Source organism: Pseudomonas arabinosi (assembly GCF_047758675.1).
GTDB classification, from domain to species: domain Bacteria; phylum Pseudomonadota; class Gammaproteobacteria; order Pseudomonadales; family Pseudomonadaceae; genus Aquipseudomonas; species Aquipseudomonas arabinosi.
In genome coordinates this window covers 1466409-1480558 of record NZ_CP180480.1, presented here as the reverse complement: position 1 = coordinate 1480558, position 14150 = coordinate 1466409, and the positions used below count along the sequence as shown (strand labels likewise).

The 14150-nt window shown below is 59.5% G+C and carries 12 protein-coding genes; 3 read left to right on the top strand and 9 right to left on the bottom strand.

All coding sequences use genetic code 11. The features are described from left to right. The first annotated feature begins 230 nt into the window (after window positions 1-230). The 3 genes from ACMXYJ_RS06820 (at window position 231) to ACMXYJ_RS06810 (ending at window position 3614) form a co-directional block, all read left to right on the top strand. On the top strand, window positions 231-455 hold the full coding sequence (locus tag ACMXYJ_RS06820) for a hypothetical protein (protein ID WP_415759208.1): 225 nt from the start codon (window positions 231-233) through the stop codon (window positions 453-455). Window positions 456-650: 195 nt separating this feature from the next. Beyond that, window positions 651-1970: an OprD family porin gene (locus tag ACMXYJ_RS06815; RefSeq protein WP_415759207.1), complete on the top strand. Its 1320-nt coding sequence runs from the start codon at window positions 651-653 to the stop codon at window positions 1968-1970. A gap of 147 nt (window positions 1971-2117) precedes the next feature. Then, the gene (locus tag ACMXYJ_RS06810; protein WP_415759206.1) at window positions 2118-3614 is read left to right on the top strand and encodes a sensor domain-containing diguanylate cyclase; all 1497 of its coding nucleotides are present in this window, start codon (window positions 2118-2120) and stop codon (window positions 3612-3614) included. Between the two features lie 69 nt (window positions 3615-3683). Here the strand turns inward: ACMXYJ_RS06810 and lpxC are convergent, their stop codons facing one another. The 9 genes from lpxC to murD form a co-directional block, all read right to left on the bottom strand. Beyond that, window positions 3684-4595 carry a UDP-3-O-acyl-N-acetylglucosamine deacetylase gene (gene lpxC, locus ACMXYJ_RS06805; protein WP_415759205.1) on the bottom strand — a complete coding sequence of 304 codons (912 nt, stop codon included), beginning with the start codon at window positions 4593-4595 and terminating at the stop codon, window positions 3684-3686. Between the two features lie 112 nt (window positions 4596-4707). Beyond that, window positions 4708-5901 carry a cell division protein FtsZ gene (gene ftsZ / locus ACMXYJ_RS06800; protein ID WP_033061342.1) on the bottom strand — a complete coding sequence of 398 codons (1194 nt, stop codon included), beginning with the start codon at window positions 5899-5901 and terminating at the stop codon, window positions 4708-4710. A gap of 71 nt (window positions 5902-5972) precedes the next feature. Continuing rightward, the gene (gene ftsA, locus ACMXYJ_RS06795; RefSeq protein ID WP_128873758.1) at window positions 5973-7232 is read right to left on the bottom strand and encodes a cell division protein FtsA; all 1260 of its coding nucleotides are present in this window, start codon (window positions 7230-7232) and stop codon (window positions 5973-5975) included. A gap of 15 nt (window positions 7233-7247) precedes the next feature. Further along, on the bottom strand, window positions 7248-8117 hold the full coding sequence (locus ACMXYJ_RS06790) for a cell division protein FtsQ/DivIB (protein ID WP_415759204.1): 870 nt from the start codon (window positions 8115-8117) through the stop codon (window positions 7248-7250). Between the two features lie 4 nt (window positions 8118-8121). Next, window positions 8122-9078 carry a D-alanine--D-alanine ligase gene (locus ACMXYJ_RS06785; RefSeq protein WP_415759203.1) on the bottom strand — a complete coding sequence of 319 codons (957 nt, stop codon included), beginning with the start codon at window positions 9076-9078 and terminating at the stop codon, window positions 8122-8124. Beyond that, a complete protein-coding gene (gene murC, locus ACMXYJ_RS06780; protein WP_415759202.1) occupies window positions 9075-10535 on the bottom strand; it encodes a UDP-N-acetylmuramate--L-alanine ligase in 1461 nt (486 codons plus the stop codon). Before murC ends, ACMXYJ_RS06785 begins: the two co-directional genes overlap by 4 nt. Continuing rightward, window positions 10528-11598, bottom strand: coding sequence for an undecaprenyldiphospho-muramoylpentapeptide beta-N-acetylglucosaminyltransferase (gene murG, locus ACMXYJ_RS06775; protein WP_046048250.1), 1071 nt, complete (start codon window positions 11596-11598; stop codon window positions 10528-10530). The genes murC and murG overlap by 8 nt, the downstream gene beginning before the upstream one ends. Then, window positions 11588-12805, bottom strand: coding sequence for a putative lipid II flippase FtsW (gene ftsW, locus ACMXYJ_RS06770; protein ID WP_095130486.1), 1218 nt, complete (start codon window positions 12803-12805; stop codon window positions 11588-11590). The genes murG and ftsW overlap by 11 nt, the downstream gene beginning before the upstream one ends. After that, the gene (murD, locus tag ACMXYJ_RS06765) at window positions 12802-14148 is read right to left on the bottom strand and encodes a UDP-N-acetylmuramoyl-L-alanine--D-glutamate ligase (protein ID WP_415759201.1); all 1347 of its coding nucleotides are present in this window, start codon (window positions 14146-14148) and stop codon (window positions 12802-12804) included. Before murD ends, ftsW begins: the two co-directional genes overlap by 4 nt. Between the last annotated feature and the right edge of the window lie 2 nt (window positions 14149-14150).

The following is a 14150-nucleotide window of genomic DNA, read 5'->3' as shown; positions in this document are numbered from 1 at the left end:
ATCGTTCCCACGCTCCGCGTGGAAATGCAGCCAGGGACGCTCCGCGTCCCATCCCAAGCCGAACGCGGAGCGTCCGTTGAGGCATTCCCACGCAGAGCGTGGGAACGTTCAGCACGCCACTGTTGCTTTTAGCGCAACAGTCCTTTCATGAATCCGCTCTTTTTCCCCTCTCCAATCCCCCTTATCTTTGCCGCACCAAACAGCACTTGCCAAGCAAGAAGGTTTTAAAGATGTCCAACACTATGGGTATTGCCAGCGCTTTCGTTTTGTCCTCTTTGTTTCTGTCTCCGTTCGCCACCGCTGAAGAGTCGCAGACGTTCGTCGCGAAAAATTCCGCACGCGCTGCTGCATTCGAACAGTATCAGAGCGAAATGACGGCCAAGGCTCAGGAAGCTGCGCAAACCCCTCAAGCGTCGAGCACTCACGCCCAGCCACGGGTTGAGAAAGACAGCTGATCATTAAGTATCGCTCTGTTTCCCTCGACACTTTTCATCGGCTCTTCCCTTTGAAAAGTTGTCTTCAAAGCCGCTGCTATCAGCGGCTTTTTTTCGTTGTGGTTTTAAACAGCTTCAGTTCGTCTTCTCTAACAAGAAACATCCGGAGTCTCAAAACAATGAGGCTCTAAGTTGACCCAAGGAGCTTTACCGCTAGTGCGTTTCCCTCTTAGATACAGCCCGTTATTCATTGCAATCGCTGCAACGATGGCACCTGCTGCTCACGCCGCAGACAACTCAAACGCCGAAGGTTTTGTTGAAGGCTCGAGCCTCAATCTCAACGCCCGTAACTACTACATGAACCGCAACCGCCTGCAGCAGACGGACGACAACATTGAATGGGGCCAGGGTTTCCTCGGCCTCTTCGAGTCGGGCTACTCCCAAGGCACCGTCGGTTTCGGTGTTGATGTCCACGCCATGCTCGGGCTCAAGCTCGACGGCGGTGGCGGCACTGATAATTCGAGCATCCTGCCGGTCAGCGATGGCAACGGCAAAGCGCCAGGTTCGTTCTCGACGGCGGGCGGCACGCTGAAAATGCGTGCCTTCGATACTGAACTGAAGGCCGGTGACTTGTTTCTCACCAACCCGGTGATCGCCGGCGGCGAAACCCGCATGCTGCCCCAGACCTTTCGCGGCGTCAGCCTGACCAACCACAGCTTTGACGGCTGGATGATTGAAGGTGGCCAGGCAAGTTTCACCAAGCCATACAACCAGAGCGGACACACCCGAATCGGCACGTCCTATGGCAGCCTGGCCGACGGTGACGAAAGCCGGCACCTGAACTGGGCCGGCGTCGCCTGGAGCGGTCTGCCGGGGCTGACCAGCAGTCTTTATGCTTCCGAGCTCAAGGACATCTGGAACCAGTATTACTACGATCTGGACTACACCTACGCACTGAATGATCTGGTCAGCCTCAACCCGGGCCTGCACGCCTATCACACGCAAGACACCGGCAATGCGCTGCTGGGCAACATCGACAACAACACGTACAGCCTGCATTTCACCGTCGGTGTGGGCAATCACAGCGTTACCGCCGCGTATCAGCGGGTCAACGGCAACACGCCGTTTGACTACATCAGCCAGGGCGACAGCGTCTACCTCGACAACTCCCAGCAGTATTCGGACTTCAACGGCCCGAACGAACGCTCATGGAAACTCAAGTACGCCTACGACTTTGTCGGGCTCGGCCTGCCCGGCCTGACCTCGGCGGTCTCTTACTCCCGAGGTGAACTGGACCTGACCAAAGTTGATCCGGACAGCCCCGGTCATGCCTCGTGGTACAGCGCTGACGGCAAAAACGCCAAGCACTGGGAACGCGACATAGATCTCAAGTATGTGGTTCAGGGCGGCAAGGCCAAAAACCTCGCACTGCGCCTGCAATGGGCGACCAACCGTGGCGGCAACGGCTACGGCGCGCTGGATCAGGACACCGATGAATACCGGGTGATCGTCGACTACCCGCTCAATGTCTTCTAAGCTTCAATAAGTAAAAGGCCAGCATGTTTTGCTGGCCTTTTTTTTATCCGGGATTTATACAGGCGCTCCGAACGCAAACGGTTTCCGGGATTCTGCCTGAGTCTTGCAAAACACCTTCATAACGCCTCATTAGCAGAAGTCAGAACCATGAGTGTGAGCAGTGCAACATCTCACCATCCGATCAGGTCGACGCGATCGGAGCGGCTTCTGGTTCTCGGCAGTTTGCTATTGGTGATTGCGATATTGAGCATCGTGGCATTCCTGCTCATTCGCGAACGCGCCAATGCTGAACAATCTGCCACTCGCGCAGCAACCAATATCGTGCAATTGATCGACGCCGACGTGCTGCGCAATGTCGAACTCTATGACCTGTCCTTGCTCGGCTTGGTCGCTGCCTCGCAGCGCGAAGACCTCAAGAGCGTTTCCCCTGCCATCCGCCATCTGGCCTTGTTTGACCGTGCCACTGCCGCGCCGTACAAGGGCGACATTTTGTTGCTGGACAACAAGGGCGACGTGATCGCCGACTCGGCCTCGGTAGAGCCCAGAAAGGGCAATTTTGCTGACCGCGAGTACTTTCAGTCGCACGTGAACAATCGCGACCCGGGCATGCTCATCAGCCGTCCCTTCCGGTCCAGGCAGGCTGAACATGAATGGCGAATCAGCTTCAGTCGCCGTGTCAGCGGTTCACAGGGCGAATTCCTCGGTGTGGCCGAAGCCGCCATGCGCTTGAGTTACTTCGATCAGCTGTTCAACAGCTTGAGCATCGGTCGTGACAGCTCGGTCAACCTGATCAGCTCGGACGGGATTCTTCTGGCCCAGGAACCCCGCCTGGCCGAAGAGCTTATTGGCAAGGACTTCAGCAACCGCCCCAACTTTCAGCGCATCGTCAAAGAAGGCAACGGCAGCTTCACCGGTGATTCAAGCCGCTATAAGGACAAACGCCTGTACACGTTCTCCAAGGTGGGCAACTTGCCGTTGATCGTCATCGTTGCACTGTCCAGTGATGAAGTGTTTGCCTCGTGGAAGCGCACGGCGGTGGTGGTCAGCGTGGCGACTATTGCGCTGTGCATCAGCTTGCTCTGGCTGACTTGGCTGCTCAACCGGGAACTGCGTCTGCGCCACAACGCGGAACAGGAGCTGGCGCAACTGGCGGCCACCGATGCCTTGACTGGCCTGGCCAACCGCCGAACGCTGGATCAGGTCCTGCGTCATGAGTGGTTCCGCGCTCAACGTTCCGGCCAGCCATTGTCGCTGCTGATGATTGATGCCGACCACTTCAAGGCGTTCAACGATCGTCATGGGCATCAGGCTGGTGATGATGCGTTGCGCTCGTTGGCCAAGGTGATCTCCGACAATGTGAGGCGACCAGCGGATCTGGTCGCCCGTTACGGCGGTGAGGAGTTTTCGGTGATTCTCGCGGAAACCGACAGCCAGGGTGCGCAACAGATTGCCGAACACATCCGCGCGACAGTGGAGCAATTACCGCTGGTAGCAGGTGCCGAGTCGCCGATTACTGTCAGTATTGGTATCAGTACCTGGACCACCTCGGCCGAGATCAGCCTGGAACAGCTATTGTTTGCAGCGGACAAGGCGCTGTATCAGGCCAAGGAAAGTGGGCGCAATCGGGTGATCGCTGCGGATTGAGGCCTTTCCCGCAGGCATAAAAAAAGGCCACCCGAAGGTAGCCTTTAAAAAACTAGAGAGGTTTTTTACTTACACGGCCGCAACTGGACGCATGTAAGAGATCGGTGCAGTGCTGGCGTCTTCGAAAGTCACGACTTCCCAAGCATCTGTCTGCTCAATCAACTTGCGCAGCAGCTGGTTGTTCAATGCATGTCCGGACTTGAAGCCCTTGAACTCACCAATCAGGCTATTGCCCAGCAGGTAGAGGTCACCAATTGCATCGAGGATCTTGTGCTTCACGAATTCGTCTTCATAGCGAAGGCCGTCTTCGTTCAGTACACCATCCGCGTCGACCACAATAGCGTTTTCAACGCTGCCGCCGAGTGCGAGGTTGTGCTTGCGCAGGTACTCGATATCACTCATGAAACCAAAGGTACGGGCGCGGCTGACTTCTTTTACAAACGAAGTGCTGGAAAAATCCACGCTTGCACTTTGTACGCGGTCACGGAAAACCGGGTGATCGAAATCGATCTCGAAGCTCACTTTGAAACCTTCGAAAGGGACGAAAGTGGCGCGCTTGTCGCCATCTTCCACTGTCACTTCCCGCAGGATCCGGATGAACTTCTTGGCAGCGTCCTGTTCTTCCAGGCCGGCCGATTGGATCAGGAATACGAAAGGTCCAGCGCTACCATCCATGATCGGAACTTCAGACGCGGAGAGCTCGACGTAGGCGTTATCGATGCCCAGGCCAGCCATGGCCGAGAGCAAGTGCTCCACCGTATCCACTTTGGTGTCACCACTGACCAATGTGGTCGACATCGTGGTTTCACCAACGTTTTCCGCGCGGGCAGGAATCTGCACCACAGGGTCGAGATCGGCACGAACAAACACAATGCCGGTGTCGATAGGTGCGGGCTTGAGGGTCAGGTATACCTTCTCCCCGGAGTGCAGGCCTACACCTGTAGCACGGATAATATTTTTCAGTGTGCGTTGTTTAATCATGGCTTGGGCCGCTTCAGCGCAAATTGCGAACTGGTATCAACAAAGGCTGGCGATGATAGCAGACCAGACCTTTGCTGAACACCAATCACCTTCATAGCCCTGATACATTCCATTAATCGGCCTGACGACGCAGGAAAGCCGGGATGTCCAGATAGTCCAGATCATCTTGCGGATTCATCTTCGCGGCAGTCGCAGCACCGGCCTGAGCCTGGTTGCGCATGACGGTCGGACGGTCCAGGTCACGGTAGTTTACCGCTGGCGCTTCCTGACGCGAAGGCGCTTGTTGCTGCGGTTGCGAAGCCACGGACGTGTGCATGGTGTTGTCGATAACCTTTACAGGCTTCTCGATTTTCGCGCCCAGACCTGTGGCAACCACGGTCACGTGCAGCTCGTCGCGCATGTCCGGATCGATAACGGTACCGACCTTGACCATTGCGTGCTCGGAAGCGAAGGCTTCGATGATGCTACCCACGTCGGAGTACTCACCCAGGGACAGGTCAGGACCGGCGGTGATGTTCACCAGGATGCCGCGTGCACCTTGCAGGTTCACGTCTTCCAGCAATGGGTTGCGAATGGCCGCTTCGGTGGCCTCACGTGCACGGTTCGGACCGCTGGCGCAGCCAGTGCCCATCATCGCCATGCCCATTTCGCTCATCACGGTCCGTACGTCGGCAAAGTCGACGTTGATCATGCCCGGACGCTTGATGATGTCGGAGATACCGCGAACGGCACCGGCCAGTACATCGTCGGCCTTGGCGAATGCGGACAGCAGGCTTGCGTCCTTGCCAAGGATGGTCAGCAGCTTCTCGTTGGGAATGGTGATCAACGAGTCGACGCTTTCAGACAGCAGACGGATGCCTTCATCGGCGATCTGCATGCGCTTTCGGCCTTCGAACGGGAACGGACGAGTTACCACCGCAACGGTGAGAATCCCCATTTCCTTGGCCACTTCAGCAATGATCGGCGCAGCACCGGTACCGGTACCACCGCCCATTCCAGTGGTGATGAACACCATATTGGTGCCCTGCAGGACTTCGGCAATGCGCTCACGATCTTCGAGAGCGGCCTGACGACCTACTTCAGGGTTGGCGCCAGCGCCGAGACCTTTGGTCACGCCGGTGCCCAGTTGCAGGATGGTCCGCGCGCCGATGGATTTCAGCGCCTGGGCATCAGTGTTGGCGCAGATGAATTCAACGCCTTCAATGTTGCTCTTGACCATGTGGTTGACGGCGTTGCCGCCGCCTCCGCCAACACCGATAACTTTAATAACCGGGCTTGCGGGGATGTTGTCTACGAGTTCGAACATTTTCCCTCTCCTTTCATTTCTCTAGTTTTTTCGCCTACTGCCTGTATCTACAACGGTGCTGCGGTAAATCTTTAGAAGTTGCCTTGTACCCAGCTCTTGAAGCGATCGAGCAAGGCGACTTTCGGTTCTTCATTGCTGTAGCTGTCGCGGCTGCTGATGCCCGAGAACGAAATCCCGTCGGATTGCTTCTGCAGGCCGTACATCAACAGGCCAACGCCAGTGGAATAAATCGGGTTACGGACCACGTCGTCCAGGCCCTTGACGCCATGCGGCACGCCCAGGCGGACCGGCATGTGGAAGATTTCTTCGGCCAGTTCGACCGCGCCTTCCATCTTCGACGTACCACCGGTCAGCACGATGCCGGCCGGGATCAGGTCTTCGTAGCCGCTGCGACGCAGTTCGGCCTGGATCAGCGTGAACAGCTCGTCGTAACGCGGCTCGACCACTTCGGCCAGGGCCTGGCGGGAGAGCTCGCGCGGTGGACGGTCGCCAACGCTTGGAACCTTGATGGTTTCACCGGCACCGGCCAGTTTGGCCAGGGCGCAGGCGTAGCGAATCTTGATTTCTTCGGCGTACTGGGTCGGAGTGCGCAACGCCATGGCGATGTCGTTGGTCACCTGATCGCCCGCAATCGGGATCACCGCGGTGTGACGGATCGCGCCTTCGGTGAAGATCGCGATGTCGGTGGTGCCGCCACCGATGTCCACCAGGCACACGCCCAGTTCTTTCTCGTCGTCGGTCAGGACCGAGTAGGCCGATGCCAGTTGCTCGAGAATGATGTCGTCGATTTCCAGGCCGCAGCGACGCACGCATTTTTCAATGTTCTGTGCGGCGTTGACGGCGCAGGTGACCACGTGAACCTTGGCTTCCAGACGTACGCCCGACATGCCCAGAGGCTCGCGAACGCCTTCCTGGTTATCGATCACGTAATCCTGCGGCAGGGTGTGCAGCACGCGCTGGTCAGCCGGGATCGCTACAGCCTGAGCAGCGTCGAGAACGCGTTCGAGGTCGGCGGCGCTGACTTCGCGATCACGAATCGCCACGATGCCGTGGGAGTTCAGGCTGCGGATGTGATTGCCGGCCACGCCGACGAACGCCGAGTGAATTCGGCAACCAGCCATCAGTTGCGCCTCTTCGATCGCGCGCTGGATCGATTGCACGGTGGACTCAATGTTCACCACCACGCCTTTCTTCAGGCCACGGGACGGATGGGTACCGATCCCGACGATTTCCAGCGTGCCGTCGTCCGAGACCTCGCCGACCAGCGCCACCACCTTGGAGGTGCCGATATCGAGACCGACGATCATTTTGCCGCTTTGCACGTTTGCCATGGGTCCTGCCTCTTCTTAATTCTTCGCGACAGCGGGTTGGGCTGTCGTGGGCGCTACAGGTTCCCGCCAGCCAACAGCGAGGCCGTTGGCGTAGCGCAGATCGATGCGCGCAATGTTCGTAATCTGTTCTTTAAGCGTCTTGTCATAGATGGCAATGAAGCGGCGCATCTTTTCCAGCAGGTTGCCGCGTCCCAGCAACAGTTCGATTCCCGGGCCCGCGCTGCCTGCGCCAGTGGTCAGGAACCAGCTGCCTCGATCACGCAACTCCAGGCGTGCGATCGAGAAGCCCAACGGCCTGAGCATCTGGCTCAGCACCTGGTATTGCTGCATCACTTGCTGTTGGGCCCGTTGTGGGCCGAACAGCTGTGGCAAGTGTTCGTAATTCGCCAGCTCTCGCGGGGTGAACGCCTGACCCTGGTTGTTCAACAGCGACTCATCGCCCCAACGGGCCACCGGCAGTTGTTCTTCCAGGCGGATCACCACTTGATCCGGCCACACCCGACGCACTTCGGCGTGGGCAATCCATGGCATCGTTTCAAGCTCGGTGCGCATGCTCTCCAGGTCGATGGTGAAGAAGCTCGACGCCACGTACGGGGCGATCCGCTGCTGCACCGCTTGCTGGCTGATGTAACTCAAGTCGCCCTGCACGTTGATCTTGGTGATCGGCCGGTCGGCGTACGGCAACAATCGCTGCGCGCCTTCGTAAGTGCCGAAACCCAGCGCGACCAACAGCACCGGCCAGAACACGGATTTCAGAAAACCAAAATTGGCTTTCGGCAGGCGCGCAGACATCGGCTCTTTGGCCACCATTCGGCTGGCACCCCGCGGTACCGGCTTGCGGCCGGGTGGTGCGGAGGGCTGATGTCTCAGCTGTGCGCCTTGCATGGTCTTAACCTCGCGGCTCGATACTTGCGGCCAGAATCGCCAGAACCAGTTGCTGGAAATCCAGACCGGCAGCACGGGCCGCCATCGGCACCAGACTGTGATCGGTCATGCCCGGTGCGGTATTGACTTCCAGGAACCAGAACTGCCCGTCGGCGTCCTGCATCACGTCTGCCCTGCCCCAACCGGCGATACCCAGCGCCTCACAGGCTTTCGCCGTGAGGTCCATCAGTTCTTTTTCTTTGTTGCTGTCCAGGCCACACGGGATCCGGTACTGGGTATCGGAAGCCACGTACTTGGCGTCGTAGTCGTAGAAGCTGTGCGTCGTGCCCAGGGCAATCGGAGGCAACACCTGGTCACGCAGGGTGGCGATGGTGAACTCCGGACCTTGAATCCATTGCTCGACCAACACTTGCGAATCGTAGGTACTGGCCGCTTTCCACGCGTCGATCAACTCCGACGCGGAGGTCACTTTGGCCATCCCGATACTTGAACCTTCATGGGCCGGTTTGACGATCAAAGGGAAGCCCAGTTCCGTCGCCGCCGAAATACAATCGGCCTCGGAGCTCAGTACGGCATGGCGTGGCGTCGGAATACCGAGGCTATGCCAGACCTGTTTGGTGCGCAGCTTGTCCATGGCCAGTGCCGAGGCCAGAATGCCGCTGCCGGTGTACGGAATACCCAGGCATTCCAGCAGGCCCTGCATGCTGCCGTCTTCACCGCCACGACCGTGGAGAATGATGAAGGCGCGATCAATTTTTTCGTTCAGCAGACGCTGCAAAAGATCGTCGCCCACGTCGAGACCAAACGCGTCCACACCGGCGCTTAGCAGCGCGTCGAGAACCGCGTTACCCGACTTGAGAGAAACCTCACGCTCGGCACTCTTGCCGCCGAAGAGCACGGCGACGCGGCCGAAATCTTTCGGCAAAAGGGTGGAGACGAGGTTGGCGTACGCAGCAGTCATTTCAACTTCCCCACGCTCGGCGCAGCAACGGCGCCAGCGAACAACGGACTTTTCAACAGTTTCGGTGCGAGACCACCGATGTCACCGGCGCCCTGGCACAGCAGGATGTCGCCGGCACGCAGCAGCGGCTTGACGATAGGCGCGAGGTCAACACCGCGCTCGATGTAGATCGGGTCGAGCTGACCGCGCTGACGGATGCTGTTGCACAGCTTGCGGCTGTCGGCACCGGGGATCGGTTCTTCACCGGCCGGGTAGACTTCCATCAGCAGCAGGACGTTGGCGTCGGCCAATACATTGACGAAATCGTCGTACAGGTCGCGGGTGCGGCTGTAACGGTGCGGCTGGTAGACCATCACCAGACGGCGTTCCGGCCAGCCACCGCGTACGGCCTTGATGACCGCGGCGACTTCGGTCGGGTGGTGACCGTAGTCGTCGACCAGCATCACATTGCCGCCTTCTACCGGCAGTTCGCCGTAGACCTGGAAGCGTCGGCCGACACCCTGGAACCCGGACAGGCCCTGGACGATGGCTTCATCGCTGACGCCTTCATCGGTGGCGATGCAGATGGTTGCCAGTGCGTTCAGCACGTTGTGGTTACCCGGCATGTTCACCGAGACATCCAGCGGATCGCGATCAGGACGCAGCACGGTGAAGAAGGTCTGCATACCCTGCTGACGCACATTGATTGCGCGCACGTCGCAGTCGTCGCCGAAGCCATAAGTGACGGTCGGACGTTTCACCAGGGGCAGGATTTCACGCACCACCGGATCGTCCAGGCACACCACCGCCAGACCGTAGAACGGCAGGTTGTGCAGGAACTCGACGAAGGTTTTCTTCAGTTTGTTGAAGTCACCGCCGTAGGTCGCCATGTGGTCGGCGTCGATGTTGGTGACCACGGCCACCATCGGCTGCAAGTGCAGGAAGCTCGCATCGCTTTCGTCAGCTTCGGCGATCAGGTAACGGCTGGTGCCAAGCTGGGCATTAGTGCCCGCGGCATTCAGACGGCCACCGATGACGAATGTCGGGTCCAGGCCACCGGCGGCAAACACCGATGCGATCAGGCTGGTGGTGGTGGTTTTGCCATGGGTACCGGCGACGGCAATGCCGTGGCGGTAGCGCATCAGCTCAGCCAGCATTTCAGCGCGAGGCACCACCGGAATGCGGCGTTCCAGGGCGGTGGCGACTTCCGGGTTGGACGTGTTCACGGCACTGGAGGTGACCAGTACATCGGCGTTCGCGGCGTTCTCGGCGCGGTGGCCGATAAAGATCTGGGCGCCGAAGGACTCGAGACGCTCGGTCACCGGCGAAGCTTTCAGGTCGGAACCGGACACTTCATAGCCCAGGTTCAGCAACACTTCGGCAATGCCGCACATGCCCACGCCGCCGATGCCGACGAAGTGGATGCGACGGATGCGGCGCATTTCCGGTTGCGGCATGGCTTTCTGATTCTCAACCATGGGCCACCTCCAGGCAGGTATCGACCACGTTACGGGTTGCATCGGGTTTGGCCAGGCGGCGTGCCGCGGTAGCCATGTCGGTGAGTCGTTGTGGTTGCATCAGGACCTCTGTCAGGCGTGCGGCAAGATCCGCTGCGCCAGTCGTTCTTTGCGGCATCAGGAAGGCAGCGCCTTCACGGGCCAAATAATCGGCGTTGCGGGTCTGGTGATCGTCGATCGCGTGGGGCAAAGGCACCAGCATCGAGGGCAGACCGGCGGCGGCCAGTTCACTGATGGTCAGCGCGCCTGCGCGGCACACCACCAGGTCGGCCCAGCCATAGGCTTGGGCCATGTCTTTGATGAAAGGCTGCACTTGCGCCTCGACGCCAGCCGCGCGATAGCGCTCTGCAGTCACTTCATCGTGGTTTTTGCCGGCCTGATGAAACACTTCCGGGCGCAGGTCGGGTGCGACTTGCGACAGGGCTTCAGGCAGCAACTTGTTCAACGGTTCTGCGCCCAGGCTTCCACCCAGGATCAGCAAACGCGCCTTGCGACCGGCCAGAGCCTGTCGCGGTGTTTCGAGGAACAGCTCGGTGCGCACCGGGTTACCGGTGGTCCGACGGCTGCCCGACAGGGTAAAGGTGTCGGGGAATGCTTCACAGACTCGGGCGGCCAACGGCACCAGCAACCGATTGGCGGTACCGGCCACGGCGTTCTGCTCGTGAACGATCACCGGCACGCCGGCCAGTTTGGCTGCAACGCCACCAGGACCGGTCACATAACCACCAAAGCCGACAACACACACCGGCCGCAGCTGACGAATGATCGCCCGCGCCTGCCAGATCGACTTGAGCAACATGAACGGTGCCTTGAGCAGGGACAGCTTGCCCTTGCCACGCAGACCGCTGGCATTGATTCGATGCAATTCAATGCCGGCCACCGGAACCAGATCGTTCTCGATGCCACGCGGGGTCCCGAGCCAATGCACGGTGTAACCACGGGCCTGGAATTCGCGAGCACACGCCAGCGCCGGGAACACGTGGCCACCGGTGCCGCCCGCCATGATCAATACGTTAGCGCCCATGGGTCGGCTCCTCGGCGAAGTCGCTCTCATGGAACTCCATCTCTTCACTGCCCAAGTGGGTTCGACTCTCCCATTCGATGCGCAGCAACAAACCGAGACAGGCACAGCAGATCACCAACGAGCTACCGCCATAACTGAGGAACGGCAGGGTCAGCCCCTTGGTAGGCAGCAGCCCGACGTTCACCCCGATGTTGATCAGGAACTGACCAATCCACAGGAACGACAAGCCGTAGGCGATGTAGGCAGCAAAGAACTGCTTGGCCTTCTCGGCCCAATAACCGATGTACATGCCACGAATACAGACAAAGACGAACAGCGCTACTGTGCACAAAGAACCGACGGCACCCAGTTCTTCGGCCAGGACCGAGAACACGAAGTCGGTGTGGGCTTCCGGCAGGTAGAACTGTTTCTGCACGCTGTTGCCCAGGCCAACGCCCAGCCATTCGCCGCGACCAAAAGCGATCAACGCTTGAGACAACTGATAGCCGGCACCGAACTGGTCGGCCCACGGATCCGCGAAGTTGGTCAGGCGCGCCATTCGATACGGCTGCACTTGAATCAGCAACACCACCGCCGCGACCGCCAGGACAACCATCAAGGAAAAACGGAACAGCCCGACCCCGCCGAGGAACAGCATCGCAGCAGCAGCCCCCATCATCACGACGGTGGCACCGAAGTCCGGCTCCATCAGCAACAGACCCGCCATCGGCAGCAGAACGATGAACGGCTTGAAGAAGCCCATCCAGCTTTCACGCACTTCTTTCTGACGACGCACCAGGTAACCGGCCAGGTAAATAACGACAAAGACCTTGGCGATTTCCGACGGCTGAACGTTGAAGAAACTGAAGCCGATCCAGCGCATCGAACCGTTCACTTCACGGCCGATCCCCGGGATGATCACCATCACCAGCAAACCGAACGCACCAATCAGCATCAGCCAGCCCAGGCGTTGCCAGGTGGCGATCGGAATCATCATGGTGACAATGCAGGCACCCAGGCCCAGCACGATGTAGATAAGGTGGCGAATCATGTAATACAGGGCGCTGCCCGACTGCACAGCCGCCACTTCGGTCGAGGCCGATGCAATCATGACCAGCCCGAGGCCGATCAATGCCAGGCAGCCGGCGAGCATCGGGAAGTCGAGGTCGATGCCGCGCCCGGTGATGATCGGCGACGGATACGGCTTGATGATGTTCATCAGGCTCATGCCAGATCCTCCACAGCGCGGACGAACTGGTGACCACGGTCTTCGTAGTTCTTGAACATGTCGAAACTGGCGCAAGCCGGCGACAACAACACGGCGTCGCCTGTCTCTGCGATGGAGCGGCATTGCTCGACCGCTTCGATCAGCGAGTTGACGCGAATCAGTGGCACGGCATCGCCGATGGCCTGAGCGATCAGCTCGGAGTCGCGCCCTATCAGCACTACGGCGCGGCAGTTGGCCGCCACCGGATCACGCAGGCCCTTGAACTCGGCACCCTTGCCGTCGCCACCGGCGATCAGCACGAGTTTGCCGTCAATGTCCGCGCCCAGTCCTTCGATGGCAGCCAGTGCGGCGCCGACATTGGTGGCTTTGGAATCGTTGTAGTAGCTCACGCCATTCAGGTCACGGACCCATTGGCAGCGATGCTCAAGCCCGGCAAAAGTGCGCAGGCTCGACAGCATGGCATCAAACGGCAAGCCGACGGCGTGGCCGAGCGCCAATGCCGCCAGGGCATTGGACTGGTTGTGGGCGCCGCGAATTTTCAACTCGCGCACCGGCATCAGGTTCTGGAATTCGAAGGCCAGGTACTTCTCGCCGTCTTCTTCGCGGATACCGAACGCCTTGAAATCAGGTTTGCTCAAACCGAAGGTCCAGCATGGCTGACCTTCGCCTATCAGCGGACGGCTGAGGGCATCCTGACGGTTGACCACAAACTGCTTCGCACCCCGGAAGATCCGGTGCTTGGCCAGGTGATAGGCCGGCAGACCGCTGTAACGGTCCATGTGGTCTTCGCTGACGTTGAGCACGGTCGCCACTTCGGCGTTGAGCTGATCGGTGGTTTCGAGCTGGAAGCTCGACAGTTCCATCACGTACAGCTCGACGTCGTCGCTGAGCAGGTCCAGCGCCGGCGTACCGAGGTTGCCACCAACGGCAACACGCTTGCCGGCCGCTACGGCCATTTCGCCAACCAATGTGGTGACGGTGCTTTTCGCGTTGGAACCGCTGATGGCAACAATCGGCGCCTTCGCGTTACGCGCGAACAGCTCGATATCACCGGACAATTTCACGCCACGGGCGGCGGCAGCCTGCAGGGCCGGGGTCGCCAGCGCCAGGCCGGGGCTCACGTAGAGCTCGTCGGCGCGGCACAGGAACTCGACGTCCAGCTCGCCACAACGCACTTCCACGTGCGGATAGTCACGCTTGAGCGTGGCCAGTTCCGGTGGATTTTCCCGCGTATCGGCGACAGCAAACGACGTGCCCCGGTTCGCCAGGAAGCGAACCAGGGACATGCCGCTCTTGCCGAGGCCGACAACGATGCGGAAGTGGTCAGAAGCGATCAGAGACACTC

Excerpts from the sequence above, each read along its gene's own strand:
- murC (WP_415759202.1), bottom strand. The coding sequence starts at position 10,535 with ATGGTTGAGAATCAGAAAGCCATGCCGCAACCGGAAATGCGCCGCATC.
- ACMXYJ_RS06790 (WP_415759204.1), bottom strand. The coding sequence starts at position 8,117 with ATGCAAGGCGCACAGCTGAGACATCAGCCCTCCGCACCACCCGGCCGC.
- ACMXYJ_RS06810 (WP_415759206.1), top strand. The coding sequence starts at position 2,118 with ATGAGTGTGAGCAGTGCAACATCTCACCATCCGATCAGGTCGACGCGA.
- ACMXYJ_RS06820 (WP_415759208.1), top strand. The coding sequence starts at position 231 with ATGTCCAACACTATGGGTATTGCCAGCGCTTTCGTTTTGTCCTCTTTG.
- ftsZ (WP_033061342.1), bottom strand. The coding sequence starts at position 5,901 with ATGTTCGAACTCGTAGACAACATCCCCGCAAGCCCGGTTATTAAAGTT.
- murG (WP_046048250.1), bottom strand. The coding sequence starts at position 11,598 with ATGGGCGCTAACGTATTGATCATGGCGGGCGGCACCGGTGGCCACGTG.
- ftsA (WP_128873758.1), bottom strand. The coding sequence starts at position 7,232 with ATGGCAAACGTGCAAAGCGGCAAAATGATCGTCGGTCTCGATATCGGC.
- lpxC (WP_415759205.1), bottom strand. The coding sequence starts at position 4,595 with ATGATTAAACAACGCACACTGAAAAATATTATCCGTGCTACAGGTGTA.
- ACMXYJ_RS06785 (WP_415759203.1), bottom strand. The coding sequence starts at position 9,078 with ATGACTGCTGCGTACGCCAACCTCGTCTCCACCCTTTTGCCGAAAGAT.
- ftsW (WP_095130486.1), bottom strand. The coding sequence starts at position 12,805 with ATGAGCCTGATGAACATCATCAAGCCGTATCCGTCGCCGATCATCACC.